Annotated in this window: 11 protein-coding genes and 1 pseudogene; 8 read left to right on the forward strand and 4 right to left on the reverse strand. The window is 69.0% G+C overall.

The window, feature by feature from the left end; genetic code table 11:
* Positions 1-581 precede the first annotated feature (581 nt).
* Positions 582-1,397, forward strand: a pseudogene (locus tag SNOV_RS24070) (LTA synthase family protein); the annotation flags it as partial.
* Between the two features lie 20 nt (positions 1,398-1,417).
* Here SNOV_RS24070 and SNOV_RS08795 read toward each other — a convergent pair.
* The 4 genes from SNOV_RS08795 to SNOV_RS08810 all read right to left on the reverse strand — a co-directional run bounded on the left by SNOV_RS08795 (position 1,418) and on the right by SNOV_RS08810 (position 14,124).
* Positions 1,418-2,860 (reverse strand): glycosyltransferase family 4 protein, encoded by a 1,443-nt coding sequence (locus SNOV_RS08795; RefSeq protein ID WP_013166565.1) that lies wholly within the window; start codon positions 2,858-2,860, stop codon positions 1,418-1,420.
* Position 2,861: 1 nt separating this feature from the next.
* Positions 2,862-4,256 (reverse strand): aminotransferase class I/II-fold pyridoxal phosphate-dependent enzyme, encoded by a 1,395-nt coding sequence (locus SNOV_RS08800; RefSeq protein ID WP_013166566.1) that lies wholly within the window; start codon positions 4,254-4,256, stop codon positions 2,862-2,864.
* Entirely contained in the window at positions 4,253-11,563 is a 7,311-nt protein-coding gene (locus SNOV_RS08805; protein ID WP_013166567.1) for a type I polyketide synthase, read from the reverse strand. The genes SNOV_RS08800 and SNOV_RS08805 overlap by 4 nt, the downstream gene beginning before the upstream one ends.
* A gap of 113 nt (positions 11,564-11,676) precedes the next feature.
* On the reverse strand, positions 11,677-14,124 hold the full coding sequence (locus tag SNOV_RS08810; protein ID WP_013166568.1) for a glycosyltransferase family protein: 2,448 nt from the start codon (positions 14,122-14,124) through the stop codon (positions 11,677-11,679).
* A gap of 749 nt (positions 14,125-14,873) precedes the next feature.
* Between SNOV_RS08810 and SNOV_RS24075 the strand changes: the two genes are divergently transcribed.
* From SNOV_RS24075 to SNOV_RS08845, 7 genes are all read left to right on the forward strand, one after another.
* The gene (locus tag SNOV_RS24075) at positions 14,874-17,066 is read left to right on the forward strand and encodes a polysaccharide pyruvyl transferase family protein (RefSeq protein WP_013166569.1); all 2,193 of its coding nucleotides are present in this window, start codon (positions 14,874-14,876) and stop codon (positions 17,064-17,066) included.
* Complete coding sequence (locus SNOV_RS08820; RefSeq protein WP_013166570.1) at positions 17,063-18,397, forward strand: capsule biosynthesis protein; 1,335 nt, start codon at positions 17,063-17,065, stop codon at positions 18,395-18,397. The genes SNOV_RS24075 and SNOV_RS08820 overlap by 4 nt, the downstream gene beginning before the upstream one ends.
* Positions 18,394-19,257 (forward strand): SDR family NAD(P)-dependent oxidoreductase, encoded by an 864-nt coding sequence (locus SNOV_RS08825; RefSeq protein ID WP_013166571.1) that lies wholly within the window; start codon positions 18,394-18,396, stop codon positions 19,255-19,257. The genes SNOV_RS08820 and SNOV_RS08825 overlap by 4 nt, the downstream gene beginning before the upstream one ends.
* 207 nt (positions 19,258-19,464) lie before the next feature.
* Complete coding sequence (locus SNOV_RS08830; protein ID WP_013166572.1) at positions 19,465-20,913, forward strand: mannose-1-phosphate guanylyltransferase/mannose-6-phosphate isomerase; 1,449 nt, start codon at positions 19,465-19,467, stop codon at positions 20,911-20,913.
* A gap of 181 nt (positions 20,914-21,094) precedes the next feature.
* Positions 21,095-22,165: a polysaccharide pyruvyl transferase family protein gene (locus tag SNOV_RS08835; protein ID WP_244412910.1), complete on the forward strand. Its 1,071-nt coding sequence runs from the start codon at positions 21,095-21,097 to the stop codon at positions 22,163-22,165.
* 79 nt (positions 22,166-22,244) lie between these two features.
* Positions 22,245-23,567 (forward strand): glycosyltransferase family 4 protein, encoded by a 1,323-nt coding sequence (locus SNOV_RS08840; RefSeq protein ID WP_041782123.1) that lies wholly within the window; start codon positions 22,245-22,247, stop codon positions 23,565-23,567.
* A gap of 117 nt (positions 23,568-23,684) precedes the next feature.
* Positions 23,685-23,972, forward strand: coding sequence for an HdeA/HdeB family chaperone (locus SNOV_RS08845; protein ID WP_013166575.1), 288 nt, complete (start codon positions 23,685-23,687; stop codon positions 23,970-23,972).
* Positions 23,973-24,141 lie beyond the last annotated feature (169 nt).

Below are 24,141 nucleotides of genomic sequence, written 5' to 3' on the forward strand. Positions count from 1 at the left end.
CTTTTCATCGACACATAATGGGCAAGGGCATGACCGCCGAGACCACTCAAACGGGAATAGTGATGCTCATCGCCCTGGCAATCACGCTGATCGCCGCGAACCGGTTCGACCGGCTGGCGGCACCGAACCGCCATCCCGCGGCGCGCGCGCCAGGCGAGGCGCATCTCGTCGGCGCGGCGATTGCCTTCTGGCTCTGGCTGCTGTGGCTCGGCCTGTCGGCACGCCCGCTCTTCGCCATGGTGGCATCTTTGGTGACATTCGGCGTGTTCGTGGTGACATCCCGCGTCAAATATTCCTATCTGCGCGAGCCACTGGTGTTCAGCGACCTCGGCTTCCTGCCGACGCTGCTGCGCCACCCCGACCTGTTCTATGTCGGCCGCAATACCGCGATCGGCCTCGGCTTCGTCGTGCTGGTGCTCGCCGGGGCAATCCTCGCCTGGACCGCCATCGAGCCGCGCGCCGTAAGCGGTACTGTGCAGTTCTGCCTGCTGGGCGCCGCGATCCTCGCCGCCGCCGGCTTTGTCGTGCTGGCCGGCCGCATCGCCGGGCTGCTGCCCGCCATCACCGCCGAATTGCTGGACATGCCGGCCAATCGGTTCGTCCGCACGCTGGGCCTCTCGGTCTCGCTGGCCGCCGGCTTCGCTGCCTGGCGCCGCGACGGAAAAGGGCGGGGCGCTCCCGCCGCCATCCCGCTGAACGCCGAGGGCTACCGCGCGGTCGTCATCCTGCAGTCGGAATCCTTCGCCGACCTGCGCCGCTACGGTGTCGAGCTCGCCCTGCCGAACCTCGACCGGCTGCGCCGCCGTGCGCTGGCGCAGGGGCGGCTCGATGTTTCCTGCTATGGCGCCTACACCCACCGCTCGGAAGTGGAGATGCTCACCGGCGTGCCCTTTGTCCGCCAGCGCATGGACCGTTTCGATCCCTATCTGCGCCCGCACAGGCTGGCGCCCGCCTCGCTGGCCCGCGCGCTCGGCATTGTCGGCTGGCGTACGCTCTTCCTGCACCCGCACGACGCCCGCTTCTTCCGGCGCGAGCGGGCGATCCCCCGCCTCGGCTTCGCGCGCTTCGTCACCGAGGAGGACTTCGCGCCCGAGGACCGCTTCGGCCCCTATGTCGGCGACCACGCCGTCGGCCGCCGCATCGTCGCGGAGATCGAGGCCGCGACGAATGCCGGCGAGGAGCTGTTCCTGATGGCCGTGACCATGGAGGCGCACGATCCCTACGGCCCCGGCCGCCTGCCCGGCATCGACGATCCCGTCGCACAGTACGCGCGCCACCTCGCCAATGCCGACGCCATGTTCGGCAAGGTGACGGCGGCGCTCGACGCGCTGACGGACCGCTCGCTGCTGGTCTTCTACGGCGATCATGCTCCGATCCTTCCCGGGCATGAGGGTCTCGCGGACGACACGGCCACGGACTACCTCGTGCTCGAATGCGGGTGGGCGGCGGCGAAGGACAACGAGCGTCCCGCATCCACGCGCTCGCCGGCCGAGATCAACGCCTTGCTGCGCTCGAAGCTGGCGGCGGGGCGCCACGCCCCCGGCGAAGCCGAGACCTCGCCGGCGTCGGCGACGACGTCGATGATGCGGTCGATGATGGAGAAGTGATCCCGCCAGCGCGGCATCTTGATGCCGGCGAGCTGGCGCAACTGGGATGCACGGAACTCGGAATCCGGCTTGGCATATTCCTCGATCGCCCGCGCCCAGCCGAGCCCGTCGATCGGATCGAGATAGCGCGGTGCCTGACCAGCGATGTCGCGGAACGCCTGCAGATCCGAGCAGATCACCGGCACGCGCAGCGCCATCGCCTCGAACAGCGGCAGGCCGTAGCCCTCGGCGAAGGAGGGGAACAGCACCGCCCGCGCCTGCTTCATCAACCGTCGCAGATGCACGTCCGGCAGCCGGTTGCACTCCAGCACATGGTCGCCGAGCGTCTGGCAGCGCTCGATGATGTCGATGACGTTCTCGTTCTCCCAGCCGCGCCGGCCGACGATGATCAGCTTCGGCGCCTTCGGCCCGAGCTTCTCCACCAGCACCCGCCAGGCATGCAGCAGCACGAGGTGGTTCTTGCGCGGCTCGATGGTGCCGACCGTGAGGAAGAAGGGCGGGATCTCCGGCGTCACCGGCTCGCCGGCGCCGAACTCGTCCTCCACGCCGAGCGGGCTGACGATGCTGGGCGGCACGCCCATGTCGTTGCGCTCGGCGAAGCTGGAGAGCTGGTTCAGCGTGTGCTGAGAATTACAGATGATGGCCTCGGCCGAGGAGAGCACGGTGCGCATGCGCGTCTCGTGCTTCTCCGCATCCCCCGGCCGGACATATTCCGGATGGGTGAGGGGGATGAGGTCGTGCACGAGATACATGGGCTTGAGGCCATGCCCGCGCACCATCGAGCGCACGCCGTTGATGGAATTCAGCCCCTCATGCGAGACGTTGAGATAGACCGCGCCCTGCGAATTGCGCGGGCGCAGCAGCCGCGGCAGCAGGTTGACCGGCGAGAACAGGCGCTTGACCGCCGGCAGCACGTCCGGCAGCGACGAGCGCGGCGGCGGTTCCGGCTCATTGCCGAACAGGCTGCCGGGTTCCAGCTCGAGGAAGCGCTCAACGTCGGCCAGCTCGCGCCGCGTGATCCGTCCCTCGGAGAGCTTCCAGCGCTGCACCAGCGTCTCGACGAAGGCGGAGACGGTCTCGGCGTCGAGATACCAGGTCGAGGCGCGGACCCGCGCCACGAAGGCGGCGCGGTCCTGGTAATGGCGGGCGCCGAGCAGATGGCGGGCATAGGCAAGTTCGACACGGTCGATGCCCGTGGGCGTCGCCTGCGACGAGCGCCGCAACAGCCGGGTGATGTCGAGCACGACCTTCATCTCACTTCCTCCACTCCGGAACAGGCACGGCATCGGTCTCCTCGCCATCCTCCACGCCGCCGAACCCGAGCTCGGCGAGAAGGCGGGAACACTCGTCGATCTCCTCGACGAGCACGCGCACGGCCTCGTCGAGCTGCTCGCGGGCATGGGCGGCGGTGATGAAGAAGCGCAGCCGCGCCGAACGGTGCGGCACCGCCGGATGGATGATCGGCAGCACGTTGACGCCGCGCGCCAAGAGCCGCTCGGACAGCAGCACGGCTTTGAGCGAGTCCCCCACCATGATCGGCACGATGGCGTGGCCCTCGGCGGTGCCGGTGGAGAGGCCCGCCTCCTGCGCCGCCTCCAGGAAATAGCGGGCATTGGCCTGCAGCGTCGCGATGCGCCCGGTCTCACGCTCCATGGCGTCGAGCGCGGCGAGCGCCGCACCGGCCGCCGCCGGCGGCAGGCCGACGCTATAGACGAAGCCGGGGGCGGAGACCTTGAGATAGTCGATCATCGCCTGCGGCCCGGCGATGTAGCCGCCGCAGGAGGCGAGCGACTTGGAGAGCGTGCCCATCCAGATGTCGACCAGCCCCGGATCGAGCCCCAGCAACTCGGCGGCGCCGCGGCCGCCGGCGCCGAGCACGCCGATGCCGTGCGCCTCGTCGACCATCAGCCAGGCGCCGAAGCGCTGCTTCAGCTCGACGAGACGGGCGAGGTCGGGCACGTCGCCGTCCATCGAATAGAGCCCCTCGACGACGATCAGCGCCCGGCGGTAGCGCGGGCGCTCGGCGGCGAGGATGCGCTCCAGCGCGTCGAGGTCGTTGTGGGGGAAGCTCCGGCGCGTGGCGCCGGCGAGCTGGGCACCGACGATGACGCTGTTGTGGATCAGCGTGTCGTGGAACACCGCGTCCTCAGGCCCGACAAGTGTTCCGATGGTGGTCACGTTGGCGGCGTGGCCGGAGACGAAGACGACGGCATCGTCCGCCCGGTGCAGGCCGGCGAGCCGCGCTTCCAGCATGCGGTGGATGGGGCGCTCGCCGGCGACGAGCCGGCTCGCCGAGACGCTGGTGCCGTAGCGCTCGATCGCCTCCTGCGCGGCGCGGCGTACCTCGGGATGGCCGTTCAGGCCGAGATAGTCGTAGGAGGCGAAGTTGATCACCTCCCGCCCGTCGATGCGGCTGACGGGGCCGGCGCGCCCCTCATGCGGGCGGAAGAACGGGTTGGAGATGCCGAGCGCCTCGCCGGCGGAGCGTACCAGCAGCAATTCGTCATAGCCGGGCAGCGTCTCGAAGGAGGTGTCGTAGACCGGCATGGGCGGGGCGGCATCGACCTCACTCGTACGCTCGCGCATGCGAGCGAGCAGCGCGGCCCGCGCCGCCTCGTCGAGATGGATACCGTTGCTGTGCAGGCTCATCGCAGCAGGCTCCCGTCTCGCCGGCTGTCCGCCGATGCCTTGGCGTGCAGCGACTGGATGGCGGCCGCCGTCGGCTCGGCCCGCAAATGGCGGTCGATCAGGCCGGCGCCTTCCTCCGGGATCTGGATGCCCGGCGCGGAGCTCTCGCCACCCGAAGCCTCGCCGGAGGGGCGCAGTTTGCGCAGCACCTTGTCGGACACGTCCTCCAGCGTCGCGCCGGCGCCGAGGCCGAGCATGGGGAGGGCGACCTTGTGGCGGCGCTGCATCTCCATGTCGAGCTCCAGCCCCATCAGCGAATCCATGCCGATGTCGCTCAGCGGACGCGTGGGCTCGATGGCCTCCGCCGGCAGGCGCAGGATGCGGGCGAGCTCGCCGGTGAGCAGGCGGAGCACGGTGGTGCGCGCCTCGGCGTCGCTCTGGCCCTGGATGAGGGCGAGCAGGTCCGCCTCGCCGGCAGCGGTCGCAGGATCGTCGATGGCAGGACGCAGCGCGGCGAAGCTCGCCCCGCCCATGACCGCCAGCTCGCGCGCCACGCGCCAGTCGACCGGTGCATGCACCACGACCGGCGACGTGGCTTCATCCGTGAGGCAGGCGCCGAGGAATTCCAGCGCCGCGTTCGCGGTGAGCATGCCCAAGCCGAGCCGGCGGCTCAGCTTCTCGGAGGTGGCCGCATTGCGCGCCAGCACGCCGGCATCGGAGATCGCACCCCAGGCGATGGCGAGCGCCGGCCGGCCCTCTTCGCGGCGGCGGCGGGCGAGGGCTTCGAGATAGGCGTTCGCCGCCACATAGGCTGCCTGGCCGGGATTGCCGATCAGCGTGGTGGCCGAGGAGAACAGCACGAAATAGTCCAGATCGAGCCCGGCGGTCGCCACATCGAGGTTGCGGGCACCGTCGACCTTGGGCGCCAGCACCTCCTCGAAGCGGTCATAGTCGAGATCGCGGATCAGCGCGTCGTCCAGCACCATGGCGGTGTGGATGAGGCCGGCGATGCGCCCGTGGCGCATGCGAAGCTCTTCGATGAACGCCGCGCAGGCGCGCGCATCGCGCACGTCGAGGCTCTCGGCGACGATCTCGGCGCCATCCACCTCCAGCGGCGGATCGATGACGCCGCGGCGCGAGGCGACGACGATGTGCTTCGCGCCCCGTTCCGCCAGCCAGCGGGCGGTCTCGCGGCCGAAGCCGCCCGTGCCGCCGACCACGACATGCACGCCCTCGGCAGCCGCCACAAAGGCCGGCTTCTCGGCCGGCATCGCGGAGATGTCGGCCGGCGGCCGGACCAGGATCTTGCCGACATGCCCCGAACCCTGCATCAGCCGGAAGGCGGCGCGCACATCGTCGGCGGCAAAGACGCGATGGGGCAGGGGCCGCAGCGTGCCGGCCTCGAACAGGCGCTTCAGCTCGGCGAGCATCTGCTGCGCCAGCGCCGGCCGGGCGGCGATGAGCTGGTCGGCATCGACGCCGAAATAGGTGAGATTCCGCGCGAAGGGCCGCAGCCCGATGCTGGTGTTCGCCACGAAGTCGCGCTTGCCCAATTCGACGAAGCGGCCGAACGGCTTCAGCGCCCGCAGCGACAGCTCCATCGGCCGTCCCGCCAGCGAGTTGAGCACTACGTCGCAGCCGCCGTCCGCGCGCAGCGTCTCGGCGAACTGGGTGTCGCGGGAATCGTAGACCGCGTCCGCGCCGTACAGCCGGACCAGGGCGCGCTTCTCCGGCGACCCGGCGGTGGCGACGATGCGCGCGCCCCGCGCCTTGGCGATCTGCATCGCCGCCAGCCCGACGCCGCCGGCGGCGCCGTGGATCAGCACGGTCTCGCCGGCTTCCAGCCGCGCGCACTGCACGAGGCCGTACCAGGCGGTGAGGAAGGCGACGGGAAGCGTCGCCGCCGCATCCAGCGACACGCCGGCCGGCACCGGCAGCACCGCAGCGGCGGGCACGGTCGTGTGCGTGGCGAACGAGCCGGGGGCGAAGGCGACGATCTCGTCGCCGGGCCGGATATCGGCGACGCCATCGCCGACACGCACGACCCTGCCGGCGCACTCGAAACCGAGGGTCGGGCCGGCGAAGCCGCTGGCGAGCATGTCGTCGCCGATCAGGCCCTGCGCGAACATCACGTCGCGGAAGTTCAGCGCGGCGGCAGCGATTTCGATCTCTATCTCGCCGGCTTCCGGCGCGCGGCGGGATTCCGGCCGCCAGACGAGGCGGTCGAGCGAGCCCGGCCGCTGCATGGCGAGCCGGGCCGCCGCCTCGGAACCCACGGCGCGCTCCGGCGCCGCCGGGGCGAGGCGGACGGCCTTCAGGCCGCGATCGTCAAGCACCAACTCGCGCTCGCCGGGCAACCCGACGATGGCGCGCGCCAATTCGTTCATCGCCGCGCCGTCGACGACGGTCCGGTCGAGAGCGATCAGCCTGACGTCGAGATCGGGATATTCGTTCATCGCCGTGCGGGCGAAGGCCCACAGCGCCGCGGCGGCGGGCGAGCCGCCCAGCGGGTCGCCGTCGACCAGCAGGCGCAGGGCGGGAGAGCCGGCGTCGGCGCCGGCGCGAAGGACCTCCAGCAGCGCGCGTGTCTCGTCCATCGCCGCTGCGAGCGAGGCGGCGTCCACGCCGGGTGACGGCCGCCACACGAGCACGGCGCCGCTCCTGGCGGCAGGCAACGACAGATCGGGGTCGAGTACGTGGCCGGCGTCCGAAACCAGGCATGAGCGCGCATCCTCCCTCAGCAAGGCCATCACGGCCTCCCCAACCACCCGGTGGTCGGGCGCCTCCGGGGCCGGAGCGCCGATCACCGCGATGTCCGTCGCCGCCCGGGCGCTGCGCAGCCGGCGCTCGCCGCGCACGGTGCCGGCGGGCGCATCGATGGTCAGCAGCCGCGCGAAGCCGCTCGCCGCGAAGCCGAGCGCGAGAAGCGCGCCGCCCGGCCGCAGGGCCGCACCGAGCCGCCGACCGAGCTCGCCGGCCGGATCGAGCGGCTGACGCGGATCGGCATGGAGGACCAGATCGGCCGCGGGCAGGGCTTCCTCGTCGCAGAGCGCCATGCCCTCGGAGGGGCGCACGCGGTCGGCGAGGCGGGGGCGGGCGGAAGCGTCGGCGGGCAGGATGGCGAGGTTGATGGCACCGGCTTCGGCCAGAGGGCGCAGCGCCTTGAGCACCGTGCCGTGACGCTCGACCAGCAGCACGGCGAGGGGCGCGTCGAGATCGCGCGAAGCCGCCTTCACCAGCGCCACCGCCTGCTCGGCGACGGCGCGGGCGGCCGGCGAGGCGGCCTCCCATTGGTCGACGAGACCGGCGGCATGGGTGAGAGCGAGGGCACCGCGCAGATGGGCGGCGAGGTCGACGACGAGACGGGCGCCGATCGCAAGTTCGGCGGCGCGGTCGGGAGCGATGCGCTCGATCTCGTGCAGCAGCGGCTCCGGGGTCGGCAGGTCGCTCTGCGGCAGGACGCGCCAACCCTCCTCCGATGCGTAGCGGGCGAGCCCGCCCTCGGACAGGATGTCGAGCAGCGCGAGGAAGGCGCCGCGGCGCTCGGCGGAGAGACGGCCCTGCGCGATCAGCGCCTCGATGTCGAGACGCTCGGCAGCGAGCATTTCTTCGCCCGCGACCCCGGCCACCGCGCGATGGGCGATGGCATAGGCGAGCGCGTCGAGCATCAGCGCATCGTCGGCGGTGGGAACGTCGCCGGCGGCATCGAGGAAGGTTTCGATGCGGCTACCCGCGTCCGTGCGCGCCGGGCCGAGCCGGACATAGCTCTGGCGGAAATCGTGGTCGAGCTCGTCCTCGGCGGCGAGCGCCACCGCCCGAAGCTCGACGCCCTCGATGCGGGCGGTCTCGGTATCGGTTTCGTCGAACAGCGCGACGTCCAGCTCTAGCGCGCGCGGGCTGGCGCGACGGACCGTCAGCGCGGCGCGCACCGGCGCCGCCGCGCCACGCACGGTAAGCCTGGCGAAACGGATCGGCAGATAGGCGGTGCCGGCACGCGTCGGCTGGCCCTCGGCGGCCAGCACGAGCCCGTGCAGCGCGGCGTCGGCCAGCGTCGGCGGGAGAAGATACGGCTCCTGCGGCTCGTCGGGCGCGGCGAGGTCGAGATGGATTTCCGCGCCGATGCGCCGGGCGGAGCGGACGAGGCGGAAGGAGGGGCCATAGTCGAGCCCGAGCCGGGCGGCGGCGGCATAGAGCGCCTCGGCATCGAGCTCGCTCTCGCCCTCCACCTCGGGCGGCGGGGCCAGCGGCGCGCTGACGCCGCTATCGGCCAGCACCCGGCCACGCGCGTGCAGGCTCCATTCCTCGGAACCGCGGGCGCGGGAGGAGATGACGACGCCGCCCTCGGCGTCGACGGCGACGCGCGTCTCCAGGCTCTCGCCGGCGGAGAGACGCAGCGCCGAGAAGATGGCGAACTCTTCCAGCCGCAGCCGGTCGGTGCCCAGCGCGCCATGGCCGGCGGCCAGCGCCATCTCGGCGAGCGCCGTCGCCGGCAGCACGACATTGCCGCCGACCTTGTGGTCGGCGAGGAAGGGACGGGAATCGATGTCGAGCGTGCCGCGCCATTCGCTGCCATCGCCGAGCAGCCGGGCGCCGAGCAGCGGATGATCATCTATGCCGGTGCCGATCAGGTCGATGGCCTCGCCCGTGCGCGGCGGGCGAATCGGCTGGCGGTGCCACGGCGTCTTGGGCAATTCGATGCGGCCGGGCGGGGCAGGGGGGCCGAAGAGCTTGGCCTCGTCCACCGCCGCGCCATTGACCAGCGCGGCGAGAAGGGTGCGCTCGACCGGGTCCTCGTCGGCGGTGTCCTTCTCCTGCAGCGACGCGAGGACGGTAGCGGGGCGCCCGGCATCGGCGAGGATTTCGCGCAGGAAGCCGGTCAGCACCGCCTTGGGACCTATCTCCAGGAAGATGCCGATGGAGCTGTCGCGCGCGGCGGTGCGCACCGCCGCGTCGAACTGAACCGGCTGGCGGATGTTGTCCCACCAGTAATAGGCGTCGAGCGAGGCGTCCTCGATCGGCTCGCCCGTGACGCCGGAGATGAACGGGATCGCCGGCGCGCGCGGCACCAGCACGGTGAGCACCTCGAAGAGATGCTCGTAGAGCGGCCCCATGGCCGGCGAATGGAAGGCGTAGTCGATGCCAAGGCGCTTGCCGACCACGCCCCTGCGGCGGGCGAGGCGCAGCACCGCGTCGACCGCGCCGGCCGGGCCGGACAGCGTCACGCCTTTCGGCGCGTTGACGGCGCCGATGACCACCTCCGGCTGGGCGGCGGCGGCGACGAGCTCGCCAGCCTGCGCCGGGCTCGCCATCAGGAAAGCCATCACGCCGCTGCCGCGCGTCTCGCCCTGCAGCTGGCTGCGCCAGTAGATGAGATGGGTAGCGTCGGACAGGCTCAGCGCGCCGGCGATATAGGCGGCGGCGATCTCGCCGACGCTGTGGCCGACGACGGCCGCGGGCATGCAGCCATTCGCCATCAGCGTGCGGGCGAGGGCAACCTCCAGCGCGAAGATCAGCGGCTGGGCGATCTCGGTAGCGGCAAGCTTCGCCTCGTTCGGCGGCTGGCGGAAGGCTTCCGCCAGCGACCAGCCGGCGAGCGGCTCGAACAGGGCGTCGATCTCCTCGACGGCGTCGCGGAAGGCGGGGCTCGCCTGCCAGGCGGCGCGGCCCATGCCGGCATACTGGCCGCCATTGCCGGTGAAGACGAAGGCGACGCCAGAGCCGGAACCGCGCGGGGCGCCACGCAGCAGCGCGCCTTCGCCGGTGCCGCGGGCGATGCGGCGCAGCCTTGCCGGCGCGTCGGGAGCCTTCAGCGAGACGGCGAGGCGATGCGCCAGCCGCGCCCTCCCATGTGCTGCAGCATGGGCGAGGCGTTCGGGCGCCGGCTCGACCTCCAGCCGGTCGGCATAGGCGTCGGCGAGAGCGGAAAGCGCCTGCGGATCGTGCGCCGAGATCATCAGCACCGGCGCGGCGGCGGGCGCGTCGCGCGCCGGCAGCTCGTGCGCTTCCGGCAGGCGGATCACCGCATGGGCATTGGTGCCGCCGAAACCGAAGGAGGAGATTCCGGCGACGCGGGATTCGGCGTCCAGCGGAAGCGGTTCGGCCGCCGGGGTGAGGTTGAGCGCCTCGAAATCGATGTACTCGTTGAGCGTGTCGAGATGCAGCGACGCCGGCAGTTCGCGCCGTTCCAGCGCGTTGAGCGCCTTGAGCATCCCGGCGAGGCCGGAGGCCGGCTCCAGATGGCCGATGTTCGATTTCACCGAGCCGACCGGCAAAGGCGAGGCGCGCCGCTTGCCGACCGCCGAGCCGATGGCGAGCGCCTCGGCGGGATCGCCGACCAGCGTGCCGGTGCCATGCGCCTCGATGAAGGCGAGGCGGTTGGGATCGATGCCGCGGCGCTCGTAGAGCTCTTCGAGCAGGCGCTGCTGGGCGCGGGTCTCCGGCATGGCGATGCCGTTGGTGCGCCCGTCCGAATTAGTGCCGCTCGCCATCACCACGGCGCGCGGCGTCCAGCCGGCGGCCGAGGCGCGGTCGAGCCGGCTCAGCACCGTCACCACGCCGCCCTCGGCGCGGACATAGCCGTCGGCCTCGCCGGAGAAGGGCCGGCAGCGGCCGGTGGGCGAGAGCATGCCGGCGCGGGAGAAGCCGATGAAGTGGAACGGGCTCGCCAGGATGTTCACGCCGGCGACGACGGCGGTGTCGATCTCGCCGCTCTCGATCGCCTTCACCGCCCGGTCGAAGGCGACCAGCGAGGAAGAGCAGGCCGTGTCGATGGTGAGGCTCGGCCCGGTGAAGCCGAAGACGTGCGAGATGCGGTTGGCAATGATGGACAGCGCGTTGCCGGTGACGAAATGCGCGTCGGCCGCCGAGATGTCGGAGATGAAGTGCAGCGAATTGTCGAGCGAGGAGGCGCCGACGAAGACGCCGACATTGCTGCCCGCGAGCGCCGACAGCGGGACGTTGGCGTCCTCGAACGCCTCGCGCACCAGTTCGAGCAGCAGGCGCTGCTGCGGGTCGATCTGCTCGGCCTCGCGCGGCGAGAGCCCGAAGGCGCCGGCGTCAAAACCATAGATGTCGTCCAGCACGCCGGCGGCGAAGGTGTAGGCACGGCCGGGCACGCCGCGGCCGGGATGCAAGAAGCGCTCATGCGACCAGCGGTCCGCCGGAATCTCGCTCACCGAGCATTCGCCGCGCGCCAGCAGCGACCAGAAGGCGGCCTCGTCCGCCGCTCCGGGCAGACGGCAGGCGCACCCCAGGATCGCCGCCGCATGCAGCGGGCGCTGGGAAACGGAAGACAGTGCGGCACCTGCGCCGTGAACGTTGCTATCCAATCGGCACCTCTTCAGGAATTCGCCGGAGTCCGGCGCCCGGCCGCAGAGGCCGGCGCTTCAGGCCGGGCCTCTGCGACGCAGCAATGGCGGAAGGGCGGGGCGCGAGCGGCGCTCTAGCCCTTCGCGGCTGCGGCGGTCGCCACGGAGGCGGCTGGCTCGCCCAGTGCCGCCTCCGCCGTCCGGCGGGAATGATCGATCCGCTGGCTGATCCGCGCGGAGATCGCGTCGGTCCAGCGGGCGAAGTCGTATTTGTGGGTGACGCGGGCCTGGCCCGCCGCGGCGCGGGCGGTGCGCTGCTCGGCATCCGCCGCCGCCTGGTACATAGCCTTCGCGGCAGCCTCGACATCGGGCGCGCCCCACTGGCCGATATAGCCGCGGCTCGCCAGATATTCCGGCGGCGCCGGGGTCTGCTGCACCGGCACCACGAAGGCGTTCTCCGCGTCGCAGAAATCCTGCGAGCCGGAATAGTCGGAGACGACCACCGCCTTGTTGGCGAACATGGCGTCGGCGATGAAGTAGCCGAAGCCTTCCGAGCGATGGAGCGAGACCATCGCGTCGACGCTCCACATCAGCGTCCAGTATTCCTCATTGGTCAGGTTGCCCTCGACCAACGCGATCCTGTCGTCGCCGGCGATGCGTTCCTCGATCTCCTCCCAATAGGAATCGATGTTGCTCCAGTGGCCGGGATTGACCTCGCGGATCTTGATGAGGAGGCGCACATTGAGGTCGCTGTCCTCGAAGGCACGCTGGAACGCCTTCACCACGTCGAGCGGGTTCTTGCGCACGATGGAAGAGCCGAACTCGGCCGCGGTGAGGAAGACGAACTCGGACGGCTCGCGCCGGAACCGATCGAGGAACGGCACGTAGGCCAGCGGCTGGTGCAGCCCCTTATCGACCACGGTGACCGGCACCGGGGTGATCTTGCGGTAGGCCTCGGCGACGTAGTTGCTCGGCGTCCAGATCTCGTCGACGGCGAGCGCGCCGAGCGTATGGTTAGCCGGCGGACGATCGCTCTCCCACAGATAGAAGCCGATGATGTGCGCGTCCTCGCAGATACCGGCGAAGCGAGCGATCATCTCCGGCGCGCGGTCGGCGTTGACGCAGAGCAGCACGGTGCGGGCACGCACGCCCACATTCGGGTTGTAGTCGGCATCCGGATTGACGCAGGCGCCGTCGTCGGCGTTGAACACCAGCGGCGAGAAGCCCGACAGCGCCTCGACGAACATGTTGAGGTTGCGCCCGAGGCCGCTCTCATTGGCGTGGCCGATGATGACGAGGTCACGGCGCGGCACCTCGTCGCGCAGCGCGATGGGCTCGGCCTCGATCCGCCCGGTGGCGGAAAGCACGGAGAGCTCCGGCGCGCGGGCATAGACGTCGCCCTGCAGCCGCTCGTGCCAGAAGGCGGCGCCGCGCTCGGCGATGGCCACCTCGGGGTAGGGCGTGTCGGCGAGAATGGAGATCAGCGCCAGGTCGAAGCGGGTGAACTCGCCATTGCCGCCGGCGCCCCAATAGGCGCGCCAGGTGTTGGGCGTGAAGGAGAGCCGGTCGGGCTGGGTGACGTCGAGCGCGACCTCCTTGAAGGAGGTGAGGCGCACGAAATCCTCGTCGCGCAGCCTGTTGCCGAGGCCCTGGTCCTCAAGGAGGAACAGCCAGTACCAGCTCCAGGGCAGGTCGCGGTTACGGTACATGTCGGCGGGCGCCGAGAGCGAGCGCCGCAGCCCGTCCGAGACAAGCTTGATGTTGTTCTTGTCGCCGATGAAGGGGGCGGTGGCGAACTTGTACTGGACGAGCCGCAGCCCTTCCTCGGTGAAGATGTCGATGTGCGGGTAGTGCCGCCGCCAGAAGGCGAAGAGGGTGAGGCTGATCTCGTGCTTCATCACCCGCCGATTCATCACCGGCTCGCTGAGCAGCGCGTGGATCTCGTCGGTCAGGCAGAAGACCTGGCGCTTGTACCAGTCCTCGAACACCTCGGAGACGATCCAGTTGGCAACCGACTGGCCGCCCGAGAGCTTGCCCTTCAGTTCGAGCCGCGTCGCCATGTAGCGGGTGTAGACCGAGGCGCGCCAGCGCGCCGGCGGCTCGTCGGAACTCTCCAGCCGCCGCGTCACATTGGGAATCTCGTGCCAGACGAGATGACGCATGCGCGCCTCGCGGGCGCTGGGTCCGATGCCGACGATGAAATGGGTGAGGTCCTCGCGCATCTCCGCGTCCGGCCAGAAGCCCTGCGCCGCGAAGGCACCGGCGGCGACGCGGGCGTCATCGACGCTGAACACCATCTGCCGGTGCGAGGCGAGGCGATAGCCCGTGACGTGGATGGGCATGTAGGCCTCGGGCGCGGTGGTGCGCTCGAATACGGTCACGCCGTCGACCTCGAGACGTAGCGTGACCGGTTTCATGATGTCGCCGCGGTGGAAGCCCCAGGCGAGGCACTGGCCGTCCTCGACGAACACACCGCCGATCACATCGGCATTGTCTGCAATTCTTAAGTAGTTATGGCACGAATCGGCCAACTCCCACGCGCCACGAAGTTGTTCTTCAGGTTTCAGATCGTCACCGATCATCCCTGTCTCCTGCAGATTTCGGATTGGAGAGGCTAGGCCTTCCCGCCCGAAATCGCGTCCAGCCTGATGTCCGAAGGTCTCAAAATTCATGAGCCACCCGTTTCGCTGGTCGACGGATTCGAGAGGGATCAGCCTTCGAACACCGTCAAAGTGCCCGTAGATGATGCGCGTGGTGTGCATTGCAGCATCAAAAATGACGGTCTGTCTAGATGCTGTTTTCTGTATTGTTGCACCAACTTTCGGCAGCGGCGGTATCAAATCACCAGAATCTCTTAGTATTTGATTCCATATCGTGAATTGATGGATTTTCGAATGAATCTCTTACCGCTATCAAAGGAGTCTTTGCTGATCGTCTGGATTAATTAGACTCACTAGATTGCGGCGACAACATGAAACCGACCGATACGGTGCTTACCTACCAGCCAATGACAGCAATTCTCCGCGTGAACTCGGCGGCATGACCATAGGTGATCTGTTGCGTCGCAGGAACGGTTCGGTTGCGGTGCAACTGTCCTGGCATACCACCGCCGTCTCGACGACGGCTCCTGTCGGCGGCGCCCGGAGGAGAGGTATCGGAGGTCGTGGAGGGCAAACCTAACGCGCTCGGCGTCGGAAGGTTCCATCCATATGTATATTTCTGCCGGAGTGGACATGAAGGGTGAAACGCGTAATTCTATTATCAACATGGGCTATGCGCCCGAACCATCTATCTTAGATATTTTAGCTTTGCTTACAGCGCGTGAGGAAGTATGAAAACACCGCTCGAAGCAGTCGTTCGGTCCGAGGGTGAAGTCCGGCTCGGCTGGGCCGGATCGACCACGCTGATGGACTATCTGAACTTCGAGGATGCGCTGAGCCCGGTCATGACCGCCATGGTCGGCGGCCTGCCGGTGCGTCGCGTTCCGGCAAAATCGCAATCCGTGCGCATGGCCGCCATCGGCGCCATCGGCCACACCTTCGAGGGCGGCCAGGTGCATGTCTGGGGCACGGGCTGCTCGCCCTGGAAGAACCCTTCGGCACCGGCCGACCAGCGCATTGCCTTCGCGCCTTCCGGCCATGGCGGCATCGTGCTGCACGCCACCAGCGGCCCGGTGGCCGAACGGCTGATGGCCAATGGCGATGCGCGGCCGGGCCTCTATGGCGATCCGGCCTGGCTGCTGCCGCGATTCTATCGCCCGCGCATCCGCAAGAAGTGGAAGCTCGGCGTTATCCTGCATCTCTCCGAGCTCGCCGACCGCTCCTATGAAGCGCGCCCGCTACCGGCGTTTGCGCGCTACCGCGTCCCGGACGAGTTCAAGAACGACGTCCATCTCATCACCACGGTGACGCCGCTCGGCGTGCCGGCGCTGAAGGCCAAGCTCGACGAGATCCTTGCCTGCGAGCGGATCGTCTCGATGAGTATGCACGGCCTCGTCGTCGCCGAGGCCTATGGCATTCCCTGCCTGTATTTCCCGCCGCTGTCCGAACCACGCGGCCTCGGCCGGCTGGCGCTCGATCCCGACGGTCCGGCGGATCTGCGAATCGTCGACCTCTATCTCGGGCTCGGCCGCCGGCACATCCCTGCCTATTTCCAGGACCGCGGCCTGCCGACCGACTGGCAGGCGCTGATGGATGCGGTCGACCGCACCTGGGAGCCGGCCGAATTCGACGCCGAGCGGCTGATCGATGCCTTCCCGTTCACGCCGTCTCCCCTCAAGGCGCCTTCGGGCAAGAGCATCTGGGAGCATCCGGTCATCAAGGGATTGGTATTGCAGCATGACGTGGCTTTGCTGCGTCAGCAGGATCGTGACGCCGACGGCGGTCGGCCGATCGTGGTGAACCAAACGGAAGCGCGGGCGTTGGAGCCGGAAGCGAAGGGAGCACGCGTGCCCGGTCCGGCTTCATCGGCGGTAACGAAAGTCGTCGGCTACCCGAAGGCTCCGGCCGCCGGGCTGACGCCGGGACTGTCTACGCTTCTGCGCATGAACGCCGACCGGATCTCCATCCCGCTCTCCTGGGCGGCGACGACTCGGGAGACGCCGCACGCGAATCTCGGCGATACGCTGAGCGCTCTCATCGTCGCCGGCATGGCCGGCGTCACCGTGCGGCGCGCCGGCTTCGACCAGCCGATCGAGCGCATGGTTGCGGTGGGCACCATCGGCCACAACCAGCGCAACGGCGTGCTGCATTTCTGGGGCACCGGCGTGGATGCCGAACGCAACCCGGTCGACCCGCTGGTGCGCGGTTATGTCCGCCCCGCCGACACCGAGTTCAACGTGCATGCGCTGCGCGGACCGAACAGCGCCCGCACGCTGCGCGCCGCCGGCATCGAGGTGCCCGACATCTTCGGCGACCCGGTGTGGATGCTCCCCCGCTTCTGGCCGATGAAGGAGGTGGAGAAGACGCACGATCTTGGCGTCATCCTCCACATCACCGAGCTGGAGGACCGCACGCCCGAGGCCGGAGCGAAGCCCTCGCTACGCCGTTATCACGTACCGGACGCCTTCAAGGACCGCATCCGGCTGATCAATACCCATTGCCCGCCGACCGCCGAGGCAATGCGGGCGAAGGTGGCGGAGATCGTCTCCTGCCGCGCCATCGTCTCGACCAGTCTGCACGGGCTCGTCATCGCCGAGACCTACGGCATCCCCTGCGCCTGGTTCGCCACCTATGGCGACGGGGAGGGGAGGATGCTCGACCTCGGCAACCCGCAGCACCAGATCGACCACCGCATGCGCGACTTCTATTCGGGTGTCGGGCGGACGACGCTGTCCTCCTACTGCCTCGACCGTTCCAAGCCGACCGACTGGGGCGCGGTGCTGGCCTGGGTCCACGGCAAGTGGCGCCCGCTCAGCTATGACGACCGGCCGCTGATCCGCGCCTTCCCGCTGCCGCTGGCGGTGTCGCCGGAGGAGATGAACTGGCCGCTGCCGGCCGAGATCGTCGATCGGATCGACTATTGAGCGGGACGGCGGATCGCGCCGGTCCCTCTCTCGCCTTCGCCGCCGCGCGCACGGCCTTGCCGGCGCCGCAGGCGGGGCAGGGCGTGCAGGCCGCCCGCGCCGCGGAAGGGACGGGCGGAGACTTTTCCGGTCGCTGCTTCCTGTTCCTGCAGGGGCCGGCCTCGCCCTTCGGCTTCCGCCTCGCGCGGACGCTGGCCGGGCGCGGGGCGCGAATCGTCAAGGTGCATCTGTGCGGCGGCGACCTCGTCTTCTGGCCCGCCCGCGCGCGTCTCTTTCGCGGACGGCCACAGGACTGGCCGACCTATCTGGAGCGGCTCATGGCCGAGGAAGCGGTGAGCGATGTCGTGCTGTTCGGCGACTGCCGGCCCTATCACGCGCCGGCGGTGCGGCTCGGCCATGCGCGCGGGCTCCGGCTCCATCTGCTGGAGGAAGGCTATGTGCGCCCCGGCTGGATCACCTGCGAGCGCCGTGGCGTGAACGCTCATTCCGACCTGCCGCGCGCACCCGAATCGCTTCGTGAGGTGGCGGTAACCGTGGCCGAGCCGCCGAGCCGCGCGCCGCTACCCGAGCCCTTCCCCCGGCGGGCGATGTGGGACGTCGCCTGGCATGCGGGCTTCGCCGCGCTGGCGCCGCTGTTCCACCGCTACCGGCGCCACACGCTGGCGCATCCGGCGGTGGATTATGCAGGCTGGATTGTTCGCTGGCTAAATTCCAACAGCGCGACGAAGCGTGACCGCACGGCCCGGGCGCGGCTTGGGGAAGGGGTGTCCTATTTCCTGCTGCCGCTGCAGCTCGAGGGCGACTACCAGATGCGGGCGCATTCCAGCTTCCGCTCGGTGGAGGAGGTGGTGCGCCTGGTGCTCGCATCCTTCGCGCGGTCGGCTCCCGCCGGGGCGGTGCTGGCGGTCAAGCGGCATCCCTACGACACCAGCCTGCCGGCCACGCGCCGCAAGGTGGAGCGCGTCGCCGCGGAATTCGGCCTCACGGAGCGCGTCGTCTTCATCGAGGGCGGCGACATCGAGCCGCTGGTGAAGGCGAGTGCCGGCGTGGTGCTGGTGAACTCGACCACGGCGCTGCAGGCATTGCGGCACAACAAGCCGCTCAAGGTGCTCGGCCGCGCCACCTACGACATGCCGGGGCTGGCCCATCAGGGGCCGCTCGACGGCTTCTGGCACGAGGCGGCGGCGCCCGATCCGCGGCTCGTCGAAGCCTATCGCCGCGTCGTTCTGGCGCGCACGCAGATCGCCGGCGGCTTCTTCGCCCCGGCGGCGATCGAACGGGCGGTAGTTGGCCTCGTCGCCCGAATGGCGGAGGAGGCGCGACCGGCATGAGCGCAAGACCCGTCGGCGAACGCCACATCCTCATCACCGGCGCATCCGGCGGCCTCGGCGCCGCGCTGGCGCGGCATTATGCACGGCCCGGCGTGGCGCTGGTGCTGATCGCCCGCGGCCCGGAGCGGCTCAACGCCGTGGCCGACGAATGCCGGGAGCGCGGCGCGCAAGTGAGCACGGTGGCGCTCGACGTACGCGAGAGCCGGACGCTGGCCGAGCTCATCGCCCATATCGACGTGCAGTCGCCGATCGACACCGTCATCGCCAATGCCGGCGTCGAGGCGAGCCTCGGCCGCGACGGCCAGGCCGAGGCGCTGCCCGACGTGCTGGCGCAGATCCGCACCAATGTGGAAGGCGCCGTTGCCACCGTGCTGCCGCTGATCGACCCGATGCGGGCAAGGGGCGGGGGCAGGTTGGTGCTGGTCGCCTCGCTGGCCGGGCGCATGCCGCTACCGGATCAGCCGACCTACAGCGCCACCAAGGCGGCGCTCATCGCCTTCGGCGACGCGCTGCGTCCGCGGCTGGCGGCGCAAGGGGTGCGGCTGACGGTCGCCTGTCCCGGCTTCATCGCCACCGGCGTCACCCGCACCTATCGCGGCTGGCGACCGTTGCAATGGAGCCCCGAGCGGGCTGCCGCCGTCATCGCCGCGGCGAGCGAGCGGGGCGCGCGCAGTATCGCCTTCCCCTGGCCGCTGGTGGCGCTGGTCGGGCTCGGGCGCTGCGTGCCGGCCTTCCTGCGCGAGGCGGTGCTGCGGTTGTTTTTCGCGGTGCACATCGGGCAGTCGAGAAGAAGTGACGCCGACGAAGAGCACGAAATGCCGCCAAGGCGCGCCATGGCAGCGCGCGATATCTCCATATGATCGTCACAGACGATCCTTATTTCTCATCTAATGGCAGACATATACACACACAACGTCTGCATATATTTATAAATTGAAATGAAATTCATATACTGACTTCATGTTGACGTATTTTGTCGTATGTATACTATCTCGCACTTGCGAAATACCGGGAGGCGGACCGTATTTTATTACCGACACCCCCTTTGAACGTCGAGGAGAACACCGATGGCCGACTCCAAGATCGTCCCAGTCATTCTCGCGGGCGGATCCGGCACACGACTCTGGCCGATCTCACGCGATTCCCTGCCGAAGCAGTTCCTGCCGCTCTCGACCTCCGGCGGCACGCTCTATCAGGACACGCTGCAGCGCGTGGCGCCGGGCGACATGTTCGCCTCGCCCATCATCGTCACCAATGACGAGTTCCGCTTCTTCGCCCAGCGCCAGGCCCGCGAGATCGGCATTGAGCCGACCGTGCTGCTGGAGCCGGTGCGCCGCGATTCCGCGCCGGCGCTGATCGCCGCCACGCTGCTTGCGCAGCAGCTCCATGGCGAGGAGGCGATCCTGCTGGTCCTCGCCGCCGACCATGTCATCGGCGACACCGCTTCCTTCCACGATGCCTGCGGCAAGGCGCTCGGCGCCGCCGGGCTCGGCCATATCGTGACCTTCGGCATTACCCCGACCGAGCCGCGCACCTCCTACGGCTATATCCGCCGCGGCGCGGCGCTAAACGGCGGCTCGGCCGCGCAGGTCGAGGCCTTCGCCGAGAAGCCGACCGCCGCCGTGGCGCGCGACTATGTCGAGGCCGGCTATCTGTGGAACTCCGGCAACTTCCTCTTCCCCGCGCATGTGATGCTGGAAGAGGCGGAGAGCTTCGAGCCGGAGATCGTCGAGGCGGTGCGCCGCGCCGTCGAGGGCTCCAAGAGCGACCTCGGCTTCTGCCGGCTGAGCGCCGATTTCCACGCCGCGCCGAGCCTGTCCATCGACTACGCCGTTCTTGAGCGCACCAGCCGCGCCGCGGTAGTGGAAGGCACCTTCCCCTGGTCCGACGTCGGCAGTTGGAACGCCATGCGCGAGATCGGCGCGGCGGACGAGAAGGGCAACGTGCAACGTGGCTCGGTGCGGGTCATCGATTCCGTCAATTCCTACGTCCATTCCGAAGGCCCGCTGGTCGCGGCCATCGGCGTGGAAGGGCTCTCGGTGGTGGCGACCGGCGATGCCGTGCTGGTCATGCCGTCCGAGCGCTCCGAAGAGGTGAAGCACCTCGTCGCTTCGCTCAAGGCCGAGCGCCGCAACGAGGCCAATGAACATCCCAAGATGCACCGGCCCTGGGGCAGCTACGAGACCATCAATCTCGGCGGCCGCTTCCGGGTGAAGAAGATCATCGTCGATCCGGGCGAGCGGCTGTCGCTGCAGAAGCACCACCACCGTTCCGAACACTGGATCGTCGTGCACGGCACCGCCGAAGTCACCGTCGGCGAGACCGTCTCCATGCTTCAGGAAAACGAGTCGACCTACATCCCGCTCGGCGCCGTCCACCGCCTGACCAATCCCGGCCGCATTCCGCTCGAGCTCATCGAGGTCCAGGTCGGCTCCTATCTCGGCGAGGACGACATCGTGCGGCTCGACGACGTCTACAACCGCGTCGAGAGCGCCGCGGCCGTTCACGTCTCCTGAGAGGCGGCTCCGGGATCCCGATCCCCCAATGCGAGCGAAGCGAGGCACGACCATGGGTCTCCGGCGCATCTGGACGAACATCCTTCGAGGCCCGGCCGTCCCGGCCGAGCCTCCCGGCAGGCGGTCGGGCAGGGGAAACGGGAATTTCGAGTCAGGTTTTGACGAAGAAGGAACAAGCGACGTGATTGAGAACTCGCTGCGCAACATCGTCCGGGACAAGGGCGCCGTCCCACTCACCTGGGCCGCCGCTACCAAGGTCCAGCACTACCTCAACCTGGGCGACGCCCTCAGTCCGGTCATGGTGGCCCTCGTCTCAGGGAAACCGATCATCCACCAGGCACATGACGCCCTCTCCGTGCGCATGGCGGCGGTCGGAACCATCGCCCAGAACATGAAGGGCGGCGACGTCTCGATCTGGGGCACCGGCTCGTCGCGCTATCTCCAGACCGCGCAGGAGGGCGAGCGCGTCGTCTTCCGGCCCGATCCGGCGACCCGCTACCGGGTCTACGCTACGCGCGGCCCGGTCGGCCGCGCCATCCTCGGCGAGGAGAACGCGGTCGGCGCGCCGGTCTACGGCGATCCGGTCTGGGCGCTGCCGCGCTTCTACAACCCGAAGATCGAGAAGAAGTGGGAGATCGGCGTCATCGTCCACCTCTCCGATCTCACCGACCGCGCGCTCGATACGCTGCCGCGCGAGGCCTATGAGCGCTATCACGTGCCGGCCGACTTCAAGGGCAGCGTGCGCATCATCAACACGCTGACCGCGATCAGTGCGGAATCGATGCGCGAGAAGCTGGACGAGATCCTCGCCTGCAAGCGCCTCGTCTCCACCAGCCTGCACGGCATGGTGTTCGCCGAGAGCTACGGCATACCCTGCCTCTACTTCGCCCCGCGCGGCACGCCGGACGGGCTGATCAACCGCAAGCTCGACCCGGACGACGGCTACGACCTGCGCATCACCGACCTCTACCAGGGGCTCGGGCGCACCCATCTGCCGGTCTATGTCCAGCGCCGCAACAAGCCGACCGACTGGGAACACCTGATGTGGTCGATCGACCTCGCCTGGGAACCGGTCGAGTTCGACATCGATCCGCTCATCGACGCCTTCCCGATCGACGTTGCGCCGATCAGCGCGCCGGCGGGCGCGAGCATCTTCGAGCATCCGCTGATCCGCGACATACCCTACGCCCATGGCGGCGGCGCGGCCCCGCCCAAGGCGCGGGTGGCGGAGGCCCATGCTGTTGCGGGGTGACGAGAGCGGCGCGGGAGCTCCTCCGCTCCTGCGGACGCCGCATCAGACGGTTCCGCGGCCGGCGAGCCGCGGGACCGTGATGATCGACGGCTACAACCTCGCGCTGGAGACGGGCACGGGTGTCGCCACCTATGCCCGCAACCTCAGCTTCGCCTGTGGTGAGCTCGGCTATCGGACGGAGATCCTCTACGGCACCCGTGCATCCCCCAGCACGGACCCCCTGCTGCGGGAGATCTCCTTCTTCGATCCGAATGCCGGCTCACCCTCCTTCCTGCTGGAACTGAGCCGGCGGCTGGTGCAGCTCTGCACCTCGCCGCTCGGCCTGCGCGCGCGGCCGGTGCCGATGACCGGCAAGGTCATCTCCCGCACCTTCCAGTCGCGCATGCCGCATTACGACCTGATCTGGAACGCGCCGGAGCTGTTCTCGCGCAGCTACTGGCACTTCCGCGCCTACAAGCATTTCCTCACCGTCGGCGGCGTGACGCGGCCGGACCTGATGCACTGGACCTATCCGCTGCCGATAAGGCTGCCGGGTACGCGCAACATCTACACACTGCACGACCTCGTGCCGCTGCGTCTGCCCTTCACCACGCTCGACAACAAGAAGATGTACAAGCGGATGATCCAGGGCGTGCTCAAGCGCGCCGACCATATCGTCACCGTCTCCGAGGCGTCGAAGAAGGATATCGTCGAGCTGTTCGACTATCCGGAGGAGCGGATCACCAACACCTATCAGGCCGTCTCCATCCCGAAGAAATACGCCGACAAGCCCGACGACCTCGTGCGCGAGGAAGTGGAGGGGGCCTTCGGGCTCACCTACAAGGGCTATTTCCTGTTCTTCGGCGCCATCGAGCCGAAGAAGAACATCTCCCGCCTGATCGAGGCCTATCTCGCCTCGCAGGTCGAGGAGCCGCTGGTGCTGCTCGGCAAGACCGCCTGGAAGGCCGGAGAGGAACTACGCTTCCTCAATGAGGGCTCGAACCGCTATCTGGAGCAGCTCGACAACCTCACCTTCACCCGCGACCGCGTGCGCCGTTTCGACTACGCGCCGTTCCCGCTGCTGGTGAGCCTGATCCGCGGCGCCAAGGCGCTGGTCTTCCCCTCGCTCTATGAGGGCTTCGGCCTGCCGGTGCTGGAGGCGATGTCGCTCGGCACGCCGGTGATTACCTCCAACACCGCCTCGATCCCGGAAGTCGCGGGCGACGCGGCGCTGCTGGTCGACCCCTACGACCCGCGCGCCATCGCCGACGCCATTAAGGTCATGGCGACGGATTCGGCGCTGCGCGAGACGTTTTCCGCGCGGGGTAGGGCGCAGGCGGCGCTGTTCTCGGAAGAGCGCTACCGCGAGCGGCTGTCTTCGCTCTATGCCCGGCTGATGCCGGAGACCGCGCCGGTCGGCTGACGCCGGCGGAAGCTCAAATATCCGTCGTTTCGCCCTTTTCCGTCATGGTATTTTGGTGGCACTCGGCGCACCATGCGCCGTCGCCGCACCGTGCGGCATCAAGGGTGGGGACGGGGTATGAAATACGCATTCGCGATTGCGGCGCTGATCGCCAGCCTGACGCCGGCGGCGGCCGAGAAGTGGGACCTGTCGACGATGACCTGCAAGCAGTTCGTCGATAGCGACAAGGAGACGATCGGGATCATCCTCACCTGGCTCGACGCCTACTACAAGGACGAGGACGCCCCGCCGGTGATCGACACCGACAAGTTCGTCAACAATGCCGAGAAGCTCGGCGGCTATTGCGGCATGAACCCGGAGCTCGGACTCATCACCGCCTCGGACTCGGTGCTCGGCGACAAGTAGCCGGCAATCGGATGCGGAGGAGGGCGGTCGGCGCCTGCCGGCCGTGCCTCCGAGCGCAGGATTCGCCCTGAGGCGACTGTTGGGCGAATTTTTGGCGCCACAACCGCAGGACGAAACCTGCCACGCTAGAATACCTTTGACCCTCCGTTACTTACGCTTCGTTCACCAT

It is taken from the genome of Ancylobacter novellus DSM 506 (genome assembly GCF_000092925.1).
GTDB lineage: Bacteria > Pseudomonadota > Alphaproteobacteria > Rhizobiales > Xanthobacteraceae > Ancylobacter > Ancylobacter novellus.

Bases quoted from the DNA above. Each gene is read 5' to 3' on its own strand.
- SNOV_RS08795 (WP_013166565.1), bottom strand. From the start codon at position 2,860: ATGAAGGTCGTGCTCGACATCACCCGGCTGTTGCGGCGCTCGTCGCAG.
- SNOV_RS08800 (WP_013166566.1), bottom strand. From the start codon at position 4,256: ATGAGCCTGCACAGCAACGGTATCCATCTCGACGAGGCGGCGCGGGCC.
- SNOV_RS08810 (WP_013166568.1), bottom strand. From the start codon at position 14,124: ATGATCGGTGACGATCTGAAACCTGAAGAACAACTTCGTGGCGCGTGG.
- SNOV_RS24075 (WP_013166569.1), top strand. From the start codon at position 14,874: ATGAAAACACCGCTCGAAGCAGTCGTTCGGTCCGAGGGTGAAGTCCGG.
- SNOV_RS08825 (WP_013166571.1), top strand. From the start codon at position 18,394: ATGAGCGCAAGACCCGTCGGCGAACGCCACATCCTCATCACCGGCGCA.
- SNOV_RS08830 (WP_013166572.1), top strand. From the start codon at position 19,465: ATGGCCGACTCCAAGATCGTCCCAGTCATTCTCGCGGGCGGATCCGGC.
- SNOV_RS08840 (WP_041782123.1), top strand. From the start codon at position 22,245: ATGATCGACGGCTACAACCTCGCGCTGGAGACGGGCACGGGTGTCGCC.
- SNOV_RS08845 (WP_013166575.1), top strand. From the start codon at position 23,685: ATGAAATACGCATTCGCGATTGCGGCGCTGATCGCCAGCCTGACGCCG.